The following is a 20211-nucleotide window of genomic DNA, read 5'->3' on the forward strand; positions in this document are numbered from 1 at the left end:
CCACCGTGTCGGAAGCATTCATCGTCGGAGCCGTCCGCACCCCCGTCGGCCGCCGCAAAGGCACGCTCAGCGGCGTGCACCCCGCCGATCTCGGCGCCCATGCGCTGCGCGCCCTGCTGGAGCGCACCGGAGCCGACGCGGGCGCCGTCGACGACGTGTACTTCGGGTGCGTCAGCCAGATCGGCGCGCAGACCGGCAACATCGCACGCACCGCATGGCTGTCGGCCGGGCTGCCGCAGCACGTCCCCGGCACCACCATCGACCGCCAGTGCGGCTCCTCCCAGCAGGCCGTGCACTTCGCCGCCCAGGCGGTCGGCTCCGGGGCCGCCGATCTGGTGGTGGCCGGCGGGGTGGAGGTGATGAGTCTGGTGCCCATCGCCAGCCCCATGACCGTCGGCGAACAGGCCGGTATGGGCAGCCCGTACGCGGGTGACGGCTGGCGCGAGCACTTCGGGGACCAGGAGGTCTCCCAGTTCCGCGGGGCCGAACTGATCGCCGAGAAGTGGGGCGTCTCCCGGGCGGACATGGAGGAATTCGCGCTCACCAGCCACCAGCGCGCCCTCGCCGCCCAGGCCGACGGCGCCTTCGACGACGAGATCACCCCGGCCTTCGGACTCACCGCAGACGAGGGCCCGCGCGCCGACACCACCCTGGAGAAGATGGCCGGGCTGAAGACCCTCACCGAGGACGGCCGGCTGACCGCCGCCGTCTCCAGCCAGATCTCCGACGGAGCCGCCGCCCTGCTGATCGCCTCCGAGGAGGCGGTGAGCCGCCATGGCCTGACCCCGCTCGCGCGGGTGCACACCATGGCCGTCGTCGGCTCCGATCCGATCCATATGCTGACCGGTCCGATCCCCGCCACCGAGAAGGTCCTGGACCGGGCCGGGCTGTCGATCGGCGACATCGATCTGGTGGAGATCAACGAGGCGTTCGCCTCCGTCGTCCTCGCCTGGCAGAAGGAGATCGGCGCCGACCCGGAGCGGGTCAACGCCTTCGGCGGCGCCATCGCGCTCGGCCATCCGCTCGGCGCCACCGGCGCCCGCCTCATGACCACGCTCGTCCACCAACTGCGCAGGACCCAGGGACGCTACGGTCTGCAGACGATGTGCGAGGGCGGCGGCATGGCGAACGCGACCGTGCTGGAGCGCCTTTGACCCGGCTCTGTTCACGTCGATTGGCAACTGAGTTCAGCTTGGGGCTACTCTCGGGTACGGACACGGTGGGCTGCAGCCAGGAGACGAGGCATGGCGACGAGAATCGTTGAACCGGAAGCGGGACCCAGGTCCAAGCGCGCCGCCATCCTGGCGGCCGCCGTCGACTGCTTCGGCGAGACGGGGTTCGAGGCCACCAAGTGGTCCACCGTGGCGGAGCGGGTCGGCATCGGGCAGACCGCGCTGTACCACTACTTCGAGTCCAAGACGCACTGCCTGCTGACCATCATGCGGCTGGAGCTCCAGCGGTCCCACGACAAGTTCACGGAGGCGACCGAGGGCGTCGAGGACCCGACCGAGGCGCTCCGGGCGGCCGTCCGCGCGGCCTACGACGTCTCGGACCAAGAGGTCCTGCAGATGCGGATCCTGCACAACCACATGGATCTGCTCTCCGGCACGCGCAAGTCCAAGCGGGAGGAGGCCGAGCGCGTCGAAGCCCGCAAGCTCGTCCAGCTCGTCGAGCGGAACTGGACGAACCTGCTGGTCCGGGGCATGTCCATGGGCGCTTTCCCGCTCCGGGACGCGCAACTGCTGGGCTCGGGCGTGCTCGGCCTGATCGTCAGCGTCTGGCGGTGGTACCGGCCCTCGGGGCCGACGCCGCTGTCGGAGGTCGGCGAACTGATCGAGGGCGCCTGCGTACGCATGGTCGCCACCTGACCCCCTGAGCGGCCCCCTGTCGCTTCCGGCCCCCGGCGGATATCCGCCGGGGGCCGTTTCATGTTTCGTACGGACTCTTGTCAGCCGTGTTTCCCCGGGATTAGCATCCAACCTGAATTGAACTGAACTCAGGTTGATCTGGAGGCCGCCGTGGCGGCCCCGGGTCCCCGGGAGCCCTCGGCCACCCATCGAAAGGGCGCAGTCATGACGTTGCGCACGTATATGGCCAGTATGGACAGCGACCATCCGGAACGGACGCTGGACCTGCTCGAACCCGACTTCCGCTTCCTCATCGCCCTGCCGGGCAGTGAGGTCACCGGCGAATCCAAGGAGGACTTCGCCGCCTACATCGCCGGCCGGAACCCCAAGGACCGGTCGCATGAGATCCTGCGCCACAGCCGGGACGGCGACGTCGAGACCGTGTACGGGGTGGTGACGGAGGGCGGGCGGTACACCGGCTCCTTCCTCTCCGCCGCGGTGATCTCGCCCGGCGGGCTCCTGTCGCGCTACCAGTCCTTCTTCACCACCTCGTTCGAACTGGTCGACTGGGCGAACGACGGGAGCCGGGCATGACGGACACCCCGGCCGCGGCCCCCTTCCTCACCGCGTGGTTCGAGATACTGGACGGTGACGAGCCGTCCCGGATCCTCGACCTGATCAGCGACGACTTCTCGCTGTCCATCCTGTTCTCCACCGGCGACGGCAACGCCACCGACTTCGCCGGGGACCGCGCCGCCCTCGTCGGCTATCTCGAACAGCGCGAGAAGGGCACCCGCACCCACCATCTGCTCTCGGCGACCACGCTCGGCCAGGAGGAGCTCTTCCTGGGCGAGGTACGACGCGCCGGCGTCCCCGAGGCCAGCTTCGTCGCCGCCGGGCAGGTGAACGGCGAAGGCCGACTGCGGCGCCTGCTGATCGGGCGCTCATCCGAGATCCGCTTCACCTGAGCGGTATCGGACCCGCTCACCACCCCCATCCCCCCGACCCCGTGCGGAGCACCGTCATGTACAACCTCGTCCTGCTGGCAGCCCGGCCCCCGGAGTGGACGCATGAACAGTTCATCACCTGGTGGCGCGGCGACCACGCGGAGCTGACCTACCGCCTGCCCGGGCTGCGCGCCTGGCGCCACACCGACATCGACACCGCTCTGGAGCCGCGTTCCGAGGGCTGGGACGGGATCTCCGTGCTCGGCTTCGACTCCCCGGAGGACCTGAGGAAGGCCCTCGCGAGCCCCGAGTGGGCCGAGGCCGTCGCCCAGGTCGGCGACATGAAGGGCCGCCGGATCGCGGTCATGGGACACGAGGCGGAGCTGTTCGCCGCCTGAGGATGCCGGGCCGCCCGGCGCGGTCCAGCGGCAGGGCAAGCACCACAGAGTTCGGCAAACGGAGTTCGGCACAGCGCAACGAGGGGCAGGATGCGACAGGTAGTGCGGGAGTTCCAGCAGAAGGCGGAAGAGGCCGACTTCATCGCCGTGATCGACGACACCGGCAGCCATACGGCCCGGCAACTGCTCGACGAGGCCGTACGGCTGGCCGGAGCGCTGTCCGCGGGCGAGCCCGACGGCTCGGTCGGCACCGTCCTGGTCCAGGCGGACAACTCATGGCGCACCGTCGCCGCCACGCTCGCCGTGGGGCTGCGGGGCGGGGTCCTCGCGGTGGTCAATCGGCACACCACACCCGCCGAGTTCACCGCCGCATGGGAGGACATCCGCCCGGACGCCGTCGTCGCCGAGCCCTCGGCGATGGACGAGTGGGCGGTGCCCACCCGGCTGCCCGACCCGGCGCGGACCGTGCTCGACGGCTGGACCTGCCGGTCCGCACCCGACAAACGCGAGGTGTCGCGGTGGTCCGGCGGCGCCCTCATCGGCCTGACCTCCGGATCGACCGGGCGCCCCAAAGGCGTCGTCCAGTCCGAGCGGGCCCTGCGCTACGCCGCCACGAGCACCATCGACGTCAACGGCCTGGCGCCGGGCGACGCCATCGCCGCGATCGTTCCGCTGTCGTCCACGGCGGCGTACTGCTTCGGGGTCTATCTCTCCCTCGTGCTGCGCGGACCGCTCGTCCTGACCGGGAAGTGGGACCGGGCGGTCGCACTGCGGCGGATGGCCGAGGCCGGTGTCCGCTGGACCATGTGCGTACCGACCATGGCGCTGCAGATGGGCACCGAAGCGGCCGGTTCCGGCGTCCTCCGGGGCGTCCGGTCGATCACCGTCGGCGGCGGGCCCATGGACCGCGGAGCCCTGGCCCGGGCCGAACAGTCCCTGGCCACCAAGATCCTCCGCGTCTTCGGCATGTCCGAATGCCTCGGCCACACCACGCCGAGCCCCGACGACCCCGAGGAGATCCGGCTCGGCAGGGACGGCCGCCCCTTCCCGGGGACGGACGTGCGCGCGCTCACCACCGACGGTCAGGCGGCCGGCCCGGGAGTGACCGGCCGGGCGCAGGTCCGCGGCCCGTCCCTCTTCCTCGGGTACGCCCGCGAGGGCAGGACCGATCCGCCGGCGCTGACGGAGGACGGCTACCTGCCCACCGGCGACCTGCTGATGGTCCATGAGGACGGCACCCTCACCATCATGGGCCGCGAGAAGGACATCATCATCCGCGGCGGCCGCAACATCGACATCACCGAGATCGAGCGCGCGGTCGCCAGCCATCCACGCGTGGCCAGAGCCTGTGTCGCGCCGGTCCCCGACGACGTCCTCGGCGAACGCGTGGCGCTGCTCGTCGTGGCCGAGGACGGCGGCGGTGTCGAGCTGGACGAGGTGACCGGCCATCTGGAGAGCGTCGGTCTGTCCAAGACCAAGTGGCCCGAGTACGTCTACGGTGTCGAGGAACTGCCCCAGACGAAGGTCGGCAAGCTCGACCGGGGCGGGGCCCGGGACCTGGCCATCAGGCTGCACACCCGCGAAGGAGGATCATGACGGCACGGTTCGACCAGGCTCCCTGGGCGGAGGCCGGAATCCAGACCGTACAGCCCGGGGTGCACCGCGTGCCGCTGCCACTTCCGGGCGACGGGCTGCGCGCCGTCAACGTCTACCTCCTGGAGGATCTGGCCGACGACGGCATCGTCATGATCGACGGGGGCTGGGCGATCCCCGAGGCGCGCAAGGTGCTCGAGGACGCCCTGGCCGCCATCGACCGCGACCCAGGCGACATCAGCCACATCCTGGTCACCCACATCCACCGCGACCACTACACACAGGCGGTGGAACTGCGCCGGCTGCTGGGCTCGCGCGTCTACCTCGGCGCGGGGGAGCGGCCTGGCCTGGAGATGCTCGACCGGCTGCGCAGCGACCGGCCCGTGGGCTCACTGCGGACCCTGCGCGCGGCGGGGGCCGGGGACCTCGCCGACCGCATCGAGGCGCTGGACCACGGCGGCTACGACCCGAGTGTGTGGGAGGCACCCGACCGCTGGCTGGGTGCGGAGACCCTGCGCTTCGGCGAGCGCGAGCTGCGGGTCGTCCCCACCCCCGGACACACCAAGGGCCATGTGGTCTTCCTGGACGAAGAGCGGGGGCTGGTGTTCTCCGGGGACCACGTCCTGCCGCACATCACCCCGTCCATCGGCTTCGAGCTCGCCGAGCCCGGCGGCCGTCCGCTCGCCGACTACCTGGACTCGCTGCGGCTGATGACCCGCTACGCCGACGCCCGCCTGATGCCCGCACACGGGCCGGTGACCGACAGCACCCACACCCGGGTCGCCGAATTGCTCGCCCACCATGACGAACGGCTGGCCAGAAGCCTGGCGGCGCTGGGCGAGAACACACTCGACGCCCACGCGGTGGCGCGCGAGCTCGCCTGGACGCGCCGTGCCGTGCCGTTCGCGGAGTTGAGCGCCTTCAACCAGATGCTCGCGATCAATGAGACGGCCGCACACCTGGATGTCCTGGTGCTGCGGGGGCAGGCGACGGTGGCATTCACCGACGGTGTGCATCAGTACACGCGGGCGGCGACCAACGGGTCGGCGCCGTCCTCATGAACCCGGCACCTGGCCCCGGTACGGCACTGAGTACCCTCTCGAGGCGCTGAGTGCCACGCCGGTGGCCAGTCGGTGGCCAGTCGTCCCCCAACGTCTTCTCGATCTTCTGCACCACGCGCCACAGAGGAGCTTTCCGCGGCGCGACGATGACGACCACATCGTCCTCCTCACTCCCCAGCGCGGGGGGCGGGCGCGGCGCCACTCTCCGTGGATTCGCGGGCACTGCCCCACGTCTGCCGGACGAATGCCAGCGACTGATCCACCGCCTTCGCGCCATCGCCGTGCCCCCCGCTTCGCAGCCAGGTCCGCAACCCGTTGTGGTGCGCGGCGACGATGGCCGCGGCCTGCACTTCGGCCCGCAGGGCTCCGTTCGGGTCTCCCGCATAGCGTTGCCGGAGGTAGTGGGCCAGGGTGCGCTGGCGGGTATGGATTCCGTCTTCGGCCTGCACCACTTCGCGCATGCGCACAACGCGGAGGTGGCGGGCGACACGCTGGGCGGGATGGACGCCCGCGGCATGGGCGCCGCGGGCGGGCGCTCCGCGACCGACGCCGCGAAGGACGAGACAAGGCACCGCTGAGGAGAAAGCGAGCGTTCGACGATGTGGGCGTATGTGCCGGCCGCGCCAAGGCGGTTCGAGAAGGTCGATGTGCCCGCGCCGGAAGCCGGCGATCTGCGGGACGGGCAGGTGCTGCTGCGCACCCTCGCCGGTGGCATCTGCGGCAGTGACGCCCCGGATTTCCGCGGTCTGCGGGCACCGCTGACCGCGCGGGACAAGGGGCCCGGCGCTCCCGCTCTCCCGGGCTTCCCGATGCATGAAGTGGTCGGAGAGGTGCTGGCCTCGAAAGACGCCTCCCTCGCGCCCGGCGCCCGGGTCGTCGGATGGGCGGACTCCGCCAACGCGATCGCCGAATACGTGGTCACAGCGGGCGGCGGGCTGGCGGAGTACGACACGGCGCCGGAACCGGCCATCGCGGTCCTGCTGCAGCCCCTGGCCTGCGTCCTGTCCGCCGTCGACCGGCTGGGCCCCCTGGACGGCGCCGATGTGGCCGTCCTCGGCCAGGGGCCGATCGGCATCCTGTTCAGCCACGTCATCAAGGAGCGCGGGGCGCGGCGGGTCACCGGGGTGGATGTCGTCGACCGCGCCGACCACGCCGCCCTGTTCGGAGTGGACGAGGCCGTGCACGGCGCCACCGGGCGCTGGGCCGCGCAACTGGCCGACGACCGGCGGCCGGGCGTGATCGTGGAGGCGATCGCCACCAGACCGCGACGCTCGGCGACGCGATCGACGCCGTGGCGCCGTCCGGCCTGATCCACTACTTCGGCATCCCCGAAGAACACCCGTACGCACTGGACATGTGGAAGTTCCTGCGCAAGCACCTGACGCTGCAGGCCGGTACGACACTGGAGCGGCGCCGCCACCTCCAGGCGGCCGGTCGGTACCTGGCAGCCCATCGCCCCCTGGCGGAACGCTATGTGACACACACCTACGAGGTCGGCGACATCCAGGCCTGCGCCTTGAGGTGACCGTCGTCCTATGGTTGTCCGATGCGCGCACACCGTATAGACCGCCCGGCCGATCTCGACGTGGTCCGTGAGTCCTATGATCGGGTGGCCGACAACTACGCCCACATGGTGGCGACGACGGGAGTCGGCGACATCCGTCGCCATCCCTGGCTCAAGGCGTCCATCGACGTCTTCGCCGACACCGTGGGCGACCTCGGGCCCGTCCTCGACGTCGGCTGCGGACCCGGAATGGTGACCGCCTACCTCGCCGAACGCGGACTCGACGTGTCCGGAGTCGACCTCTCACCCCGCATGATCGAAAACGCGCGCCGTCTTCATCCGCAATGCCGCTTCAGCGTCTCCTCCGCCACCGACCTCCACCTTGAGGAAGCGTCGCTCGGCGGCGTACTCGGGTGGTGGTCGCTGTTCACCCTCCCTCGCGACGTCCTTCCCCAGGTCCTCGCCCTGTTCGCGCGCGCCCTGAAGCCTGGCGGACACTTCATCACCGGGACACACGTCGGCGACGAGGACGTGGCGCGCACCGAGGCCTACGGAGGTGTGCCCGTTCGCTGGACGACACACAAATGGCGGCCGGAACAACTCGTGGACCTGATCGAGCAGGCCGGCCTGCACCCGGTCGCCGAGCTTCGGTTCCCCGCGGCTGAGCACACCGGGCCGAGCGTGGTCGTCATGGCCGAGCGCCCCGCCTGAGGACCGGCCGCGCCCGGTCCTCAGGCCCGGTCACCCGGCGGGCCGGGCCCACGAGCCGGCCGTGAGGAATTCGATGAGCGCGGCGTTCACCTCTGCCGGGCGTTCCTGCTGTGTCCAGTGTCCGCAGCCCGCCAGTTCGAGGGGCGCGCGTCGCAGGTTGGGCATCAGATCGGGCAGGCGCGCGATGAGTTCGGGCGCGCCGGGGAAAGCGGGAACGGGGTCGCGGTCGCCGTAGATGTACAGGGCGGGCGGGGTGACGACGGCGTCGTGCCAGGGCGCGGTCAGTTCCCAGTTGCGGTCGAGGTTGCGGTACCAGTTGAGGGCTCCGGTGAAGCCCTTGGAGAAGCTCTCGGTGAGCGCGTCGAGGTCCTCCTCGGTGAACCATTCCGGCAGTACGTCGGGGTCCGTCATGGTGGCGAGCCAGCCCTGCTCCGGGGCGACGAGCGGCTGCTCTCCCGTGTCGGGAGCGTCGCCGGAAATCGAGTAGAAGATTTTCCGCAACGCGGTGCGGGTGTCCCTCGCGAGCTCGGCGTCGGCGACACCGGGGCGGTTGAAGTAGTTCCAGTAGAAGCGGCCACCGAACCTTTTCTCCATGGCGGCCAGCGGAGGCTGCGCGCCGCGGAAGGGGGGTGGCACGCTCAGACCGGCCACCCCGAGCACCATGTCCGGCCGCAGCAGCGCGGTGTTCCAGGCGACCGGCGCGCCCCAGTCGTGCCCGACGACGTACGCCTTGTCCTCGCCCAGTGCCCGGATCAGACCGACGACGTCCCCGACCAGATGGAGGATGCTGTACGCGTCGACGTCGTCGGGATGGTCGCTGCGCCCGTATCCCCGCTGGTCGGGGGCGACCACTCGGAAGCCCGCCTCGACCAGGGGACCGAACTGGTGGTGCCAGGAGTGCCATGACTCGGGGAAGCCGTGCAGGAGCACGACCAGGGGGCCTTCGCCCTCCTCGGCGATGTGCAGCCGAATCCCGTTCGTGTCGACCATTCGATGCTCAACCATGTACACGAGCGTACGCGCCATGATCGTCGGCGACCGCTCGCCATCGACACGGGTCGGCCGCGCCCGCAAGTGCGAGGCAAAAGCCTTCTTTCCCACGGCATGAGCTGGCCCAATGGCCAACCAGGCTGGCAAATGCATGTGCCCCGGACGCGGGTTCGGGTACGGTCATCCGGGAGGCGGCAGCCCGGGTGGACGGCGGCTGCCCCGGGATGAGTGGAGCCTGATGAGTCCGGCGCAGGTCGCGGGTGTCCTGGTCGTGGAGCACATGCCGCACGAGGGCCCGTACGCCCTGGGTACGGCGCTGGCGGCGGCCGGACTGCCGGTGCGGGTGTGCCGGACGTGGGCGGGGGACGCGGTGCCGGACACGCTGGCCGATGTGGTCGCCCTGGTGGTGATGGGCGGGCCGATGGCGGCGTACGAAGACTTTCCCAGCCGTACGCGGGAGTTGGCGCTGTTGCGCGCCGCGCTCGATGCCGAGGTGCCGGTGCTCGGCGTGTGTCTGGGTGCCCAGTTGCTGGCCGTGGCGGCGGGCGGTACGGCCCGCGCCGGTACCGATGGCCTGCAGGTCGGCTGGAGCGAGGTACGGCTGTCTCCGGCCGTGCACACCGACCCGCTCTTCACCGGCGTGCCCGAGCGGCTCCGCGTCCTGCAGTGGCATGGCGACACCATGGACCTGCCGTCCGGGGCCACCCTGCTGGCCTCCTGCGACCGCTATCCGGTCCAGGCGTTCCGGATCGGCGGCTCGGCCTGGGGTCTGCAGTTCCACCTGGAAGTGGACGCGCCGGCGGTCGGCGCCTTCGCCGTGGCGTTCCCGGACGAAGCGGCCATCGCACCGGCCCTCGTCGAGTCCGCCCCCGTTGAGCTGGCCGCACTGGCACCACACCGTGACGGTGTGTTCGCGCGCTTCGCCGCCCTTGTCGCGGAGCGGGCGGCGGTGACCGCGACCCGTACCTTCTTCACACCCCGCGCCGCCGTCTGGGAAGAGCGCTTCACCGCCCAAGGCCCGGTCTACGCGGCGGCCGTCTCCCGGATGGGGCTGCGTCCGGGGCAGCGCGCGCTGGACGTGGGCTGCGGCAGCGGCCGGGCGCTGCCCGCACTGCGTGCCGACGTCGGCGAGGAGGGTGTCGTGCTCGGCGTGGACATCACCCCGGCGATGCTCACGGCCACCGCGAAGGAAGGCCGCGCCGGCCTCGCCCGGCTGTTGCTGGCCGACGCCTGCCGTCTGCCGCTGTCGGCCGGGGCGGTGGACGGCATCTTCAGCGCGGGCCTGGTCAACCACGTGCCCGATCCGGTGGCGGCCCTGCACGAGTGGGCCAGGGTGACCGCCCCCGGCGGTGTCCTGCTGCTCTTCCACCCCTCCGGCCGCGCCGAACGCGCCGCCCGCCACGGCCGTCCCCTCGACCCGGACGACCCGCTGGCCGAGGAGAACCTGCGCCCCGCCCTCAACGCGGCGGGCTGGGCGCCCACTTGCTACGAGGACGCGCCCCGGCACTTCCTGGCCCGCGCCGTGCGCATCGGCTGACGGCCCGGACCCGCCGCGCCCCAGAGCTTCCAGATACTCGTTGATGTCCTCGAGCCGGCATTGGTGACGTCGTGTCCTCCTGATCGAGGAGAATCGGACGATGCTCATCACCGAAGACCGAGTCCTGGTGGACACGGACACCAGGAGTAGGTCCCGCCCCACGGCCAACGCCTGCGTACCGTCCGGGTGTCCCCGGACAGCATGGTCCTTCGGTTCCGGGGATGAGCCGGGTACTGGTTGAGCCACGCGGGTGCGCTGATGCTTCTTCCCGCAGGCCGGACCGCCTGCGATGAAGCGCATCACCTTCGGAGGCGATCATGCCGAAACACCTTGTCTTCCACCTGGCGGTGACCACGGCCGGCGCCGTGATCGGACTGACCGCGGTCTCGTCAACAGCGGAAGCGGCCGCGCCACCCCTGACGCACCCGCGGATCGTTGCCCACTTCGACCGTCCGGCCGGGCAGGTGGCGGAGAGCGTCATCGTGCGGCCGAACGGGTCGGCGGATGTCGGCCTCATCCTGTCGCGGCAGGTGGCTCACGTCACGCTCGGCGGACGTGTTGAGGTAGTGGCGACCATGCCTCTCCCCGCGGATGGGGGCGTGAACACCCCTGGCACCGGATCCGCCGCGGTGACGGGGATCGAACGAACGGGAGACGGAACTCTCTACTTCCTGTATTCGGCAGGGGACGAATACCTCACCGGTCTATGGAAACTGCGCCCGGGAGGCAAGCCGGAGCGCGTCGCCGCTCTGCCGGCGGCGAGCTTCCTCAACGGACTTGCCAGGGACGACCGTACGGGGAACTTCTACATCACCGACTCCACACAGGGCGGAGTGTGGCAGGTCGGATCGCACGGCGGAACCGCCAAGCTCTGGGCCGCGGGAGAGGATCTCGCCCCGACGCACTTCTTCGGCGCCAACGGCGTGAAGGTGCACGACGGAGCCGTCTGGATCTCCAACATCGATCGAGGAACAATCCTTCGGATACCGCTGACAGACACGGGAACCGCTGGTCCGCATCAGGTCATGGCAGCCGGACTCGACAGCGTCGATGATTTCGCCTTCACCGGCCGCGGTGATCAGCTCCTGGCCGCACTCAATGTCCCGAGCGAACTGGTCCTCATCACTCCGGGCAAGGCCGACCGTACCGTCCTCGATGAGAGCGATGGTCTGCAGAACACCACATCGGTGGCGGTCGACGGCGACACGGTCTACGTCGCCAGCGGTGCGCTCACCACAGGCGGGGATGCGAATCTGCTGACGGCCCATCTCGGTCACCACGACTAAGGTGACCGCGGCCGCTTTATCCCAGGAACGGCAGTACCATGCTACCGACCGCAGGGTCGGCAACAATGGCAACATGAGTCGTCCAGAGAACTCGCTGGGGAACGCGCTGCGTGCATGGCGTGCCCGAATTACGACTGCAGACGTTGGACTGCCGTCCACCCGCCGGCGACGCACCGCCGGCTTGCGCCGCGAAGAGCTTGCCCATCTGGCGGGAATATCCACGGATTACCTTCTCCGTCTTGAACAGGGCCGGTCCCGGCGCCCCTCTCGCGACGTCGTGGCCTCACTCGCCCGCGCGCTGCGACTCAGTACGGATGAAACCTGCCATCTGCACCTGGTGGCCAGGCTTCTTCCGCCGACGCCCCTCAAGATCCCGCAACTCATGCCGCCTGGAGTGCAACGGCTCGTCAGCCGCTGGGGGAACATTCCGGTGGGAGTGTTCTCCGCCTCATGGACCCTGCTGACCTGGACATCCATGTGGACGGCCCTGCTGGGTGACCCGTCCCTCCGATCGCCAGAAGAACGAAACCTGGTACGCGCGGTGTTCAACGAGCCACCGGACATGGGTCAACCGCTCTTTCCCGCCGAGCAGAACACCACCGAATTCAAAGCTGCTCTCGTCGTAGACCTTCGGATAACGCGCGGAGCATATCCTCACGATGAGGACTTCAGAGTTCTGATCGATGAGGTCATGAGTAACAGCGAAGAGTTCCGATCCCTCTGGAGCACCCCAGCGCTCGGCTCCCGCCTGGGCGGCCACAAACGCCTGCGGCATCCTCTTGTGGGCGAGATAGGTCTCGACAACGATGTACTGAAGGTGCCTGACCACGATGTGCGGGTCGTCACCTATACGGCAGAGCCGGGCACGTCGGACGAGGAAAAGCTGGAGTACTTGCGAATTGCCGCCGCCCGGACCACCGTCTGACGGCATGACGACTGAGCTCGGCCCGGTCTACGCGCCGCGGTCATCTACAGTGCTGTAGATTTTCCTCGTGGTTCATCGAGCACCGGAGCCGCGTTCACAGGGGCCGCCGCGATGCCTCGGCGTGCTGCGACGCCACCACCCCACCATCCATGGAGAAAGCAGGCACCCATGCTAGGGATAAGCGAGCTGGCCCTCCTCCTCATCGTGGTCATCGTCGTCATCGAGGCCAAGAAGCTCCCCGAACTGGTCCGTTCCATGGGCAAATCGGCCCGTATCTTCAAGAGCGAAGCCAAGGCGATGGCATCCGACGACGACGGTCAGCGGGACCCCTCCGGTCCGAGGGTCATCAAAGCCCGGCCCGGCGATGCGATCAGCTCCCGGACGACGGACACCGAGCCCGGCAGCGGAAACAGCGGCACCGGACCGCGCTGACGCCGCCAGGAGGGGCCTGTCGGGTACGGCGCTGGTGTGGCCGACTGCTCGTAACCACCTATGGCAACAGGCCGAACACCGCTGCCCCCACGTGCTTTCGCGATATCCGGTCGAGCAGGACGGTGGAAGCCGCTTCCGCCACCGGTTCGGGGACCGGCCTCACGGCGTCGTCCGGGTACGCCGTGTCAGGCCCGGACAACGCGTGCAGCAGGCGGTCGAGACCCCGCTGGTGCCGGGCGAAGACGCGTGGTGGAACCCACCGGCCCCGGGCCTTCTGCGCCGCCGGCGCCTCGTCCACCCCCCACGTCCAGGAGCACCACGTGCAGCTCCCGTTGCTCCCGCCGGGTGTGCCGGGCCGGCCGCATCCGATCATTTGAAGCCAAGGGAAGCGAGGGGTGCCGTGGCGGCGCGCGAGGGGGCTCTACAAACCTGTAGATTCTGTTTTCTCCTCACAATGGAGGTATTACTGACAAGGAGATGCAGATGACGCTGTGGGACCGCCTCAAGGACTCGGTCCAGACGATGCAGGCTCAGCTCACGGCGAAGAAGAACGATTTGCGGAGCGGGGCCTTCCGGGACGCCAGCATGGCGATGTGTGCCTTGGTGGCGGCGGCGGACGGCACGATCGATCCGTCCGAGCGGCAGCGCGTCGCCCAGCTCATCGCCACCAACGACGTGCTCCAGAACTTCGCCCCGGACGAGCTGCACCGCCGCTTCGAGGACCACCTCGACGAGCTCACCACGGACTTCGCCCTCGGGATGGCGAGCGCCATGCGGGAGATCGGCAAGGCGAAGAGGAGGCCCGCCGAGGCCCGGGCCGTCATCCAGATCGGCATCGTCATCGGCTGCGCCGACGGTTACTTCGACGACAGCGAACGGGACGTCGTCCGCGAGGCTTGCTCAGCCCTGGACATCCCTCCGACCGAGTTCGACCTCCACCGCCCCCTCCGCGTCCCCCGCCCGTACCGGGGCCCGGACGAGCTCCCACCGGCGGCCGGCGACCAGGCGTCCGAGCGGACGGGCTCCGGTACGGCACAGGGGATACGCCCCGGGGGCGCCGTACCCGGCGACGACCTCCAGGTCTTCCTCAAGGCGCTGACCAGCGGAACCCGGCAGAGGCTCTTCGCGCACTTCCTCGATGGCGAGGAGCTGACCGTCGGCGAGGTCGCCGAGCGTGCCGGGCTCGGCCCGTCGACCACCTCCGAGCACCTCGCGGTCCTCCGGCGCGGTGGCCTGCTCCAGTCGACGCGCAGCGGCAAACTGGTCCGCTACCGCGCCGACCGGGAAGGCATCGCCGAACTGCTCGGGCAGCTCCACTCCTACCTCCTCGCCCCCTCCGGGCCACAGGACCCCCCTCTTACCCAGGGCTGAGCGGCCGGCCTCCCGCCCTCATCGGATGCGACGCGGGTCAAGCTATGAGCAGGCGGAGGCCGAGATCTGCCGCGTCGAGGTCGGCGAGGTCGCTGTTGCGCCTGGCCCACCGGCCGGAGTCGAGGTCGTCGCCGAGGCCTCGCACCGCCCGCTGCTCGGCCTTGGGTCCGACCCTCGTCCACACCGACACCGCACGGCGCACGTGATCCTCCAGATACGCCCCCGGTCGGCGCCAGTATGCCTCGAACAGGCCGTCGGCGCAGTCCCACGGGATGGGCACCGGCTCAGCGCGGGCGCCGATCGCGTCGGCCATCCCAGCAAGCGAGGGAAACTCCGCGAGGACGGCGGCGAACTCGGGCAGGTAGTCGCGGGTGAGCCAGAACCGGTCCTGCCATCCCGGCTCGTCGGTGTCGAACGTGAGCACCACCACACGTCGGGCCACGCGCCGCATCTCGCGCAGCCCCGCTATCGGGTCCCCCCAGTGGTGAACGGTGGAGACGGCCATCGCGACGTCGAAGGACTGGTCCTCGAACGGCAGACTCTCCGCGGCGGCGGCCACACACGGCGCCGAGCCGGCAGGCCGCTGCCCCCGCATGACCGCCGATGGCTCCACCGCGGTCACGTCGCGATCAGCAGGCTCGTAGGAGCCGGTGCCCGCCCCGACATTCAGCACCGTTTCCGCGTCGCCGAGCGCGTCCCAGATCTGCCCGGCGATCCGCGGCTCGGTACATCGCGTCGCGGTGTAAGCGCCGCCGATCGCGTCGTACAGCCGTGCACCGAGCATCTCCAGTTGCTCCTCCGGTGTCACCATCAGTCCCTTCGCCCGTGCCTCCAGTTCTCTGTCGATGGCCGCCACCATGGCGTCAGCGCGATCGCGCCGCTCCAGCAGGAGGCCTCGCAGTCGGCGCAGGTGCGCGACCGCGTCGGTGGACGGGTCGCCGACCAGTTCCGCAACCTCCCGCAGCCCGAAGCCCAGCCGCCGATAGGCCAGCACCTCCCGCAGCCGCTCCACGTCGCCCGCCGAATAGGCCCGGTACCCGGCCGTGGTCCGCGCCGACGGCCGAACGAGCCTGATCTCGTCATAGTGATGCAGCGTGCGGACACTCACGCCGGCCAGCTCGGCCACGCGTCCCACAGTCCAGTGATCTTCCACGGCACCGACTATGCAGCCTGACGTGACGTGAGGGTCAAGAGCCCTACTCAAGGGCCCTGCTCAAGAGCCCTACGGGTGCGCCGGATTCGAACTGCTCCGCAAGATGATCCTGCTTCAGTAACCCTCCGCGACCACTCCCCAAGATCTGTGCCAGAACCCAAAAGTCACTGATATTGATCACGATGCCCGCTCCAAAACGACTCCCGAAGTCGCGGGTTGGCCCGCGCCGCGAGCTGCACGGTGAGCAGGAACCGATGGTGGCGGCGGCGGGCCAGATGCGCGTGCTCGTGAGCGAACAGTGCCCGGCGCTCGGCCGCATCCAGCCCGGTGAGCATCCCGGTACTCACCACGCCCTCACGTCAGTCGCCGATGGGCTCGTGGGCCCGGGAGCGGGCCCACGAGCGGTGGCTACCGGGATGAGTCGGGGTACGCGGCGGTCGCGCGGATTTCGACGAGGAGTCCCGGGCTGGCGAGGCCGCTGACCCCGATGATCGTCCAGGTCGGGTAAGGCGCTTCGACGAGGCGCTGCTTGGCCTCGATGAAGCCGGGCAGGTGCTGGCGGATGTCGACGTGGTAGCTGGTGACGTCGACGAGGGCGGACAGGTCGAGGTTCTCCAGTCGAAGGATCTCCTCGATCTTCCGGATGGCGATCTCGGTCTGCTCCTCGATGGTGTCCGGGATGGTTCCGTCGGCTCGGCGGCCGATCGTTCCCGCGATGAACAGGAGGCCGTGCGCGCGGACCGCGGCGGAATAGCCGAAGCCCGCGAAGGCGCTGGTGGTTTGCCCGAAGACTGCGTTGTCCTCAGGGATCTCGACGGTGTGGACGGTCATGGCGGTGCTTCCTTTTCTCTGTTGATGAAAGGCGTGGAGTCCGCGGAGTCAGTTGCCCCAGCGGGACGAACGGCAGGCGTGCTCCAGCCGGGTCCGGCCGAAGGTCTCGCGTTCGCGGAGGAATTCGCCGGGAATCGCGTACCGGGGTGCGTTCGTCGGGTTCTTCGCGGCCTGCGCGACGATCGCGTCGGTGAGTGAGCGGATCATGTCCAGCCGTGGATAGGCGGCGTGCACGGCGTCGGCCTGCTCATCGGTGACGGCGTCGACGTGGTCGGCACCCAGTGCGCCGCCGAAGTCGAGGGCGACGCCTTCGCGGACGAGCACGCACAGCGTGCCGCGGCGTTCCGCGATGCCCGGTGAGGTGTGCAGGGCGATGGCCTGCCAGACCTGGTCGGCGTCGGCTGCGGGCACTCCGCGTTCGATGAGGAATGTGGCGGCCCGGTCGGCGCCTTCGACCTCGAACCGCTGGCTGTGCGGGCCGTCCGACGCCACGCCGAGGTCGTGCATCGCGCACGCGGCGAACAACAGGTCGTCGTGGTAGTCGTGGCCGACGGCCAGGCCGAGGCGGCCGGCCACCAGCCGGGCGAACAGATAGCTGCGGACGCTGTGGTTGAACACGGACGGCGTTTCCACCGGTCGGATGAAGTTCACGACGGCGTCGGCAAGTGGTGTGCCGGGCAGCGTGATCAGGTCGGCGGTCGCCTCGTGGGTAGATCCGGTCATGTCCTCAGCCTGGCCGCGACCGCCCTGACCTGGCGAGAGGCAAAATTTCCTCACTTCGATAGAATCTTGCCATGACAGTGCATCGAGTCGCGGTCCTGGCGCTGGACGGGGTCACCCCGCTCGACCTGGCGATCCCGACGCAGATCTTCACCACCCGGCCGGAAACCCCTTACGAGATGACCCTGTGCGCGCTGGACGCGAAGGTGGTCACCAGCGCGGGGTTCGCCCTGGTAGCCGACGGGGAGCTGGAGCAGGTGCGCACCGCAGACACCGTGGTCGTGCCGGGATTCGAACCGATCCTCCAACTGCCGGACGCCGTGCTCGGCACGCTTGCCGAGGCCCGCGACCGAGGCACGCGTGTGGTGTCGATCTGCACGGGCGCCTTCGCACTGGCCGCGGCGGGCGTGCTGGACGGGCTGCACGCCACGACTCACTGGAAGCACATCGACGAGCTCCAGCGGGGCTTCCCGGCCGTCAAGGTCGACCGCGACGTGCTCTACGTCGACGAGGGCGACGTGCTCACCTCGGCCGGGGTGTGCTGCGGCATCGACCTCTGCCTGCACCTGGTGCGCCGCGACCTGGGGGCGGTGGTGGCCAACGAGATCGCCCGCGGTCTGGTGGCCGCCCCCCACCGGGACGGTGGGCAGGCCCAGTACGTGCCGGCTCCGGTCGCGGTGGCCGGTCAGGCGTCGCTGTCCGGTACCCGGGGATGGGCCCTGCACCGGCTCGGCGAACCGCTCACACTGCGCGTGCTCGCCCGGCACGCGGGTCTCTCGCAGCGCACCTTCATGCGCCGGTTCACCGAGGAGACGGGCACGACCCCGTTGCAGTGGTTGCAGGGCGCCCGCCTCAGCAGGGCGCGGGAACTGCTGGAAACCACGGACCACCCGATGGATCGGGTGGCGCGGGACTGCGGACTGGGCACGGCAGCCAACCTGCGGCTGCACTTCCGACGCGCACTGGGCACCACCCCCACCGCCTACCGCCGCACCTTCGGACGCTCGACGTCGCGCGGTCCGGCCTGTTCACGTACGAGTTGAGGCGTATGCGGGCACCGGAACAGCGGGCTGTCCGGTGACCGCGTGGCGTCACAGGCGCTCTGTCTCTGTGGGCAGCGGGTCGAGCACTGGGTTGGTGAGGTGCTGGTAGATGATCGAGGTGCGGAAGCTGAGAATCTCCCGGCGGTTGGTGAACTGGTCCAGGAGGAAGGCGTGCAGGTGGTCGATGTCCGGGGCGGTGACGTGGACGAGGAAGTCGTCGCTGCCGGCCATCGTGTAGACGGAGACCACCTCTGGTAGCTGGGTCACCGACCGTTCGAAGGCGGCGACGACATCCCGGCGCAGAGGCCGGACCTGGGTGAAGACCATCGCCTGCACGGAGCGGTTGAGTGCCCGCAGGGAGACTTGGGCCCGGTAGCCCTGGATGATGCCGCGCTTGTGCAGCAACCTGGTGCGTTCGAGGCAGGTGGAGGGGGCGATACCGAGCTTCTCGGCGAGGGCCCGGTTGGACTGCCGACCATCGGCCTGCAGATGGTGCACGATCGCCGAATCAAGTTCATCCATGGCTACCTCCTGCATCGCGATACCGAATTTACTTCGGCGTCACGTCGACCGTTCCGTGCATCAGCCTAGCTTCGGGGGCATGAGCCAAGCACTTGCACATGAGGACGTGATCATTCGACGCGGACGCCGTTCTGGGCTGCCGCTGATCGTGGCAGTCCACTCCCGGGCCCTGGGCCCGGCGGTCGGCGGCTGCCGACTGCGCCGCTACGACACCTGGCAGCATGGACTGGCTGACGCGCTGCGCCTGTCGGAGGCGATGACCTACAAGGCCGCGGTCGCCGGTCTGGACTTCGGCGGCGGCAAGAGCGTGATCGCCCTCGACAACGACACCGCACTCACTCCACAGTTGCGTGAGACCGCACTGGAGGATCTGGGCGAGTTGATCGCCTCCTTCCAGGGTTCCTACCGCACCGGCCCCGACGTCGGCACCGGCCCCGAGGACATGGTGGTCCTGCGGCGTTTCTCGCCGTACGCGTACTGCGCGCCCGAGGGGCACGGCGGTACCGGCAATTCCGGAGGCCCGACCGCCACCGGCGTTCTGGCGGCCCTGCGCGCCGGTGCGCGGCATGTATTCGGCGATGCCTCCTGCACCGGACGGACCGTGGTGATCAGCGGCTTCGGGTCGGTGGGCAGCGGTATTGCCGCCGGCCTGGCCGCCAAGGGCGCGCATGTCGTCGTGTCGGACCTGGAAGCCTCCCGTAAGGAGGCGGCCCTGGCGAGCGGGTACGGATGGGTCGAGCCCGGTCAGGCTCTGTCCGCGCCGGCCGACATCCTGGTCCCGGCTGCCGTCGGCGGTGTACTCAATGACGTGACCGTCCCGCAGATCACCGCGCGCCTGGTCGTCGGCCCGGCGAACAACCAGCTCACCGAGGAGCGCGTGGCCGATGCCCTCGCGGAGCGGGGCATTGTCTGGGTGCCCGACTATGTCGCCAGTGCCGGCGGTATCGCCTACGCCCTGAGCCGGGAGTCGGAGAACTACAGCCACGAGGCCGCGCAGAAGCGGGTGGAGGGCATCGGCGACACCGTGACCCGCCTCCTTGACCTGGCGCTCTCGGCCGGCACCACCCTGCTGCGGGCGGCCCAGCAGATTGCCGAGCGCCGACTGGCGTCCTCGGACTTGGAGGCCCACGCCGTCTGATGGCCGGCGGGCACGTCGGACATGCACTTCGCCGGCGCCTTGGACCAGGAGTCCGGTATCCGGCCAGTGCTCTGCCTCTTGCCGGGGCACCGGCTCGCCGATCCGGTTACGGTCGGCCATGGTCGTGCTCGCGTCCGCCGGCGGCAACACGGTGCCGGCCATCGTCCGCCTCGTGCAGGCGGACGGGCAGGTCACCCACCGG

At 69.9% G+C, this 20211-nt stretch carries 23 protein-coding genes and 2 pseudogenes; 19 read left to right on the forward strand and 6 right to left on the reverse strand.

Annotation, left to right across the window (positions count from 1 at the left end):
- Nucleotides 1-5 precede the first annotated feature (5 nt).
- From STRVI_RS15090 to STRVI_RS15135, 11 genes are all read left to right on the forward strand, one after another.
- Entirely contained in the window at nucleotides 6-1154 is a 1149-nt protein-coding gene (locus STRVI_RS15090; protein ID WP_014056520.1) for an acetyl-CoA C-acetyltransferase, read from the forward strand.
- Between the two features lie 90 nt (nucleotides 1155-1244).
- On the forward strand, nucleotides 1245-1868 hold the full coding sequence (locus STRVI_RS15095) for a TetR/AcrR family transcriptional regulator (protein ID WP_014056521.1): 624 nt from the start codon (nucleotides 1245-1247) through the stop codon (nucleotides 1866-1868).
- A 204-nt stretch (nucleotides 1869-2072) separates the two neighbouring features.
- A complete protein-coding gene (locus STRVI_RS15100) occupies nucleotides 2073-2441 on the forward strand; it encodes a nuclear transport factor 2 family protein (protein WP_043235940.1) in 369 nt (122 codons plus the stop codon).
- Complete coding sequence (locus STRVI_RS15105) at nucleotides 2438-2815, forward strand: hypothetical protein (RefSeq protein ID WP_014056523.1); 378 nt, start codon at nucleotides 2438-2440, stop codon at nucleotides 2813-2815. Before STRVI_RS15100 ends, STRVI_RS15105 begins: the two co-directional genes overlap by 4 nt.
- Nucleotides 2816-2871: 56 nt before the next feature.
- The gene (locus tag STRVI_RS15110) at nucleotides 2872-3192 is read left to right on the forward strand and encodes an EthD family reductase (protein ID WP_014056524.1); all 321 of its coding nucleotides are present in this window, start codon (nucleotides 2872-2874) and stop codon (nucleotides 3190-3192) included.
- 90 nt (nucleotides 3193-3282) lie between these two features.
- The gene (locus tag STRVI_RS15115) at nucleotides 3283-4788 is read left to right on the forward strand and encodes a class I adenylate-forming enzyme family protein (protein ID WP_014056525.1); all 1506 of its coding nucleotides are present in this window, start codon (nucleotides 3283-3285) and stop codon (nucleotides 4786-4788) included.
- Nucleotides 4785-5846, forward strand: a complete 1062-nt coding sequence (locus tag STRVI_RS15120) for an MBL fold metallo-hydrolase (protein WP_014056526.1) — start codon at nucleotides 4785-4787, stop codon at nucleotides 5844-5846. The genes STRVI_RS15115 and STRVI_RS15120 overlap by 4 nt, the downstream gene beginning before the upstream one ends.
- A gap of 320 nt (nucleotides 5847-6166) precedes the next feature.
- Nucleotides 6167-6424 carry a hypothetical protein gene (locus STRVI_RS55525; protein WP_286012025.1) on the forward strand — a complete coding sequence of 86 codons (258 nt, stop codon included), beginning with the start codon at nucleotides 6167-6169 and terminating at the stop codon, nucleotides 6422-6424.
- Nucleotides 6425-6445: 21 nt separating this feature from the next.
- Nucleotides 6446-7156: an alcohol dehydrogenase catalytic domain-containing protein gene (locus tag STRVI_RS15130; RefSeq protein WP_208949139.1), complete on the forward strand. Its 711-nt coding sequence runs from the start codon at nucleotides 6446-6448 to the stop codon at nucleotides 7154-7156.
- The gene (locus STRVI_RS53470) at nucleotides 7138-7371 is read left to right on the forward strand and encodes a hypothetical protein (RefSeq protein ID WP_208949140.1); all 234 of its coding nucleotides are present in this window, start codon (nucleotides 7138-7140) and stop codon (nucleotides 7369-7371) included. Before STRVI_RS15130 ends, STRVI_RS53470 begins: the two co-directional genes overlap by 19 nt.
- 21 nt (nucleotides 7372-7392) lie before the next feature.
- Entirely contained in the window at nucleotides 7393-8061 is a 669-nt protein-coding gene (locus tag STRVI_RS15135) for a class I SAM-dependent methyltransferase (RefSeq protein ID WP_014056527.1), read from the forward strand.
- Nucleotides 8062-8091: 30 nt separating this feature from the next.
- Here the strand turns inward: STRVI_RS15135 and STRVI_RS15140 are convergent, their stop codons facing one another.
- On the reverse strand, nucleotides 8092-9066 hold the full coding sequence (locus STRVI_RS15140) for an alpha/beta fold hydrolase (RefSeq protein ID WP_167543202.1): 975 nt from the start codon (nucleotides 9064-9066) through the stop codon (nucleotides 8092-8094).
- A 223-nt stretch (nucleotides 9067-9289) separates the two neighbouring features.
- Between STRVI_RS15140 and STRVI_RS47065 the strand changes: the two genes are divergently transcribed.
- The 6 genes and pseudogenes from STRVI_RS47065 (at nucleotide 9290) to STRVI_RS54265 (ending at nucleotide 14602) form a co-directional block, all read left to right on the forward strand.
- Nucleotides 9290-10588 (forward strand): methyltransferase domain-containing protein, encoded by a 1299-nt coding sequence (locus STRVI_RS47065; protein WP_014056529.1) that lies wholly within the window; start codon nucleotides 9290-9292, stop codon nucleotides 10586-10588.
- 317 nt (nucleotides 10589-10905) lie between these two features.
- Nucleotides 10906-11874 carry a hypothetical protein gene (locus STRVI_RS15150; protein ID WP_014056530.1) on the forward strand — a complete coding sequence of 323 codons (969 nt, stop codon included), beginning with the start codon at nucleotides 10906-10908 and terminating at the stop codon, nucleotides 11872-11874.
- A 73-nt stretch (nucleotides 11875-11947) separates the two neighbouring features.
- Nucleotides 11948-12799 carry a helix-turn-helix domain-containing protein gene (locus STRVI_RS15155; protein WP_014056531.1) on the forward strand — a complete coding sequence of 284 codons (852 nt, stop codon included), beginning with the start codon at nucleotides 11948-11950 and terminating at the stop codon, nucleotides 12797-12799.
- Between the two features lie 168 nt (nucleotides 12800-12967).
- On the forward strand, nucleotides 12968-13231 hold the full coding sequence (locus STRVI_RS15160) for a twin-arginine translocase TatA/TatE family subunit (protein ID WP_014056532.1): 264 nt from the start codon (nucleotides 12968-12970) through the stop codon (nucleotides 13229-13231).
- Nucleotides 13232-13714: 483 nt separating this feature from the next.
- A pseudogene (locus STRVI_RS54260) lies at nucleotides 13715-14167 on the forward strand (tellurite resistance TerB family protein); the annotation flags it as partial.
- A gap of 159 nt (nucleotides 14168-14326) precedes the next feature.
- A complete protein-coding gene (locus tag STRVI_RS54265) occupies nucleotides 14327-14602 on the forward strand; it encodes an ArsR/SmtB family transcription factor (protein WP_251982897.1) in 276 nt (91 codons plus the stop codon).
- 37 nt (nucleotides 14603-14639) lie between these two features.
- Here STRVI_RS54265 and STRVI_RS15175 read toward each other — a convergent pair whose 3' ends face one another.
- The 4 genes and pseudogenes from STRVI_RS15175 to STRVI_RS15185 form a co-directional block, all read right to left on the reverse strand.
- Nucleotides 14640-15737 (reverse strand): MerR family transcriptional regulator, encoded by a 1098-nt coding sequence (locus tag STRVI_RS15175; protein ID WP_043235945.1) that lies wholly within the window; start codon nucleotides 15735-15737, stop codon nucleotides 14640-14642.
- A 221-nt stretch (nucleotides 15738-15958) separates the two neighbouring features.
- A pseudogene (locus tag STRVI_RS47845) lies at nucleotides 15959-16105 on the reverse strand (M48 family metalloprotease); the annotation flags it as partial.
- 58 nt (nucleotides 16106-16163) lie between these two features.
- A complete protein-coding gene (locus STRVI_RS15180; RefSeq protein WP_014056536.1) occupies nucleotides 16164-16586 on the reverse strand; it encodes a RidA family protein in 423 nt (140 codons plus the stop codon).
- A gap of 48 nt (nucleotides 16587-16634) precedes the next feature.
- Nucleotides 16635-17309 carry an HD domain-containing protein gene (locus tag STRVI_RS15185; RefSeq protein WP_014056537.1) on the reverse strand — a complete coding sequence of 225 codons (675 nt, stop codon included), beginning with the start codon at nucleotides 17307-17309 and terminating at the stop codon, nucleotides 16635-16637.
- Nucleotides 17310-17380: 71 nt separating this feature from the next.
- Between STRVI_RS15185 and STRVI_RS15190 the strand changes: the two genes are divergently transcribed.
- Complete coding sequence (locus STRVI_RS15190) at nucleotides 17381-18349, forward strand: GlxA family transcriptional regulator (RefSeq protein ID WP_014056538.1); 969 nt, start codon at nucleotides 17381-17383, stop codon at nucleotides 18347-18349.
- A 48-nt stretch (nucleotides 18350-18397) separates the two neighbouring features.
- Here STRVI_RS15190 and STRVI_RS15195 read toward each other — a convergent pair whose 3' ends face one another.
- Nucleotides 18398-18871: an Lrp/AsnC family transcriptional regulator gene (locus tag STRVI_RS15195; protein WP_014056539.1), complete on the reverse strand. Its 474-nt coding sequence runs from the start codon at nucleotides 18869-18871 to the stop codon at nucleotides 18398-18400.
- A gap of 79 nt (nucleotides 18872-18950) precedes the next feature.
- Here STRVI_RS15195 and STRVI_RS15200 point away from each other — a divergent pair, with 79 nt between their 5' ends.
- Nucleotides 18951-20009, forward strand: coding sequence for a Glu/Leu/Phe/Val dehydrogenase family protein (locus STRVI_RS15200; RefSeq protein ID WP_014056540.1), 1059 nt, complete (start codon nucleotides 18951-18953; stop codon nucleotides 20007-20009).
- Nucleotides 20010-20211: the final 202 nt, after the last annotated feature.

The sequence above is a fragment of the Streptomyces violaceusniger Tu 4113 genome, assembly GCF_000147815.2.
Taxonomy (GTDB): domain Bacteria; phylum Actinomycetota; class Actinomycetes; order Streptomycetales; family Streptomycetaceae; genus Streptomyces; species Streptomyces violaceusniger_A.

Excerpts from the sequence above, each read along its gene's own strand:
- STRVI_RS15190 (WP_014056538.1), top strand. The coding sequence starts at position 17,381 with ATGACAGTGCATCGAGTCGCGGTCCTGGCGCTGGACGGGGTCACCCCG.
- STRVI_RS15095 (WP_014056521.1), top strand. The coding sequence starts at position 1,245 with ATGGCGACGAGAATCGTTGAACCGGAAGCGGGACCCAGGTCCAAGCGC.
- STRVI_RS15180 (WP_014056536.1), bottom strand. The coding sequence starts at position 16,586 with ATGACCGTCCACACCGTCGAGATCCCTGAGGACAACGCAGTCTTCGGG.
- STRVI_RS15150 (WP_014056530.1), top strand. The coding sequence starts at position 10,906 with ATGCCGAAACACCTTGTCTTCCACCTGGCGGTGACCACGGCCGGCGCC.
- STRVI_RS15120 (WP_014056526.1), top strand. The coding sequence starts at position 4,785 with ATGACGGCACGGTTCGACCAGGCTCCCTGGGCGGAGGCCGGAATCCAG.
- STRVI_RS15195 (WP_014056539.1), bottom strand. The coding sequence starts at position 18,871 with ATGGATGAACTTGATTCGGCGATCGTGCACCATCTGCAGGCCGATGGT.
- STRVI_RS47065 (WP_014056529.1), top strand. The coding sequence starts at position 9,290 with ATGAGTCCGGCGCAGGTCGCGGGTGTCCTGGTCGTGGAGCACATGCCG.
- STRVI_RS15160 (WP_014056532.1), top strand. The coding sequence starts at position 12,968 with ATGCTAGGGATAAGCGAGCTGGCCCTCCTCCTCATCGTGGTCATCGTC.
- STRVI_RS15115 (WP_014056525.1), top strand. The coding sequence starts at position 3,283 with ATGCGACAGGTAGTGCGGGAGTTCCAGCAGAAGGCGGAAGAGGCCGAC.
- STRVI_RS15200 (WP_014056540.1), top strand. The coding sequence starts at position 18,951 with ATGAGCCAAGCACTTGCACATGAGGACGTGATCATTCGACGCGGACGC.
- STRVI_RS15130 (WP_208949139.1), top strand. The coding sequence starts at position 6,446 with ATGTGGGCGTATGTGCCGGCCGCGCCAAGGCGGTTCGAGAAGGTCGAT.
- STRVI_RS15140 (WP_167543202.1), bottom strand. The coding sequence starts at position 9,066 with ATGGTTGAGCATCGAATGGTCGACACGAACGGGATTCGGCTGCACATC.
- STRVI_RS15185 (WP_014056537.1), bottom strand. The coding sequence starts at position 17,309 with ATGACCGGATCTACCCACGAGGCGACCGCCGACCTGATCACGCTGCCC.
- STRVI_RS15155 (WP_014056531.1), top strand. The coding sequence starts at position 11,948 with ATGAGTCGTCCAGAGAACTCGCTGGGGAACGCGCTGCGTGCATGGCGT.
- STRVI_RS15135 (WP_014056527.1), top strand. The coding sequence starts at position 7,393 with ATGCGCGCACACCGTATAGACCGCCCGGCCGATCTCGACGTGGTCCGT.
- STRVI_RS15105 (WP_014056523.1), top strand. The coding sequence starts at position 2,438 with ATGACGGACACCCCGGCCGCGGCCCCCTTCCTCACCGCGTGGTTCGAG.
- STRVI_RS15100 (WP_043235940.1), top strand. The coding sequence starts at position 2,073 with ATGACGTTGCGCACGTATATGGCCAGTATGGACAGCGACCATCCGGAA.
- STRVI_RS15110 (WP_014056524.1), top strand. The coding sequence starts at position 2,872 with ATGTACAACCTCGTCCTGCTGGCAGCCCGGCCCCCGGAGTGGACGCAT.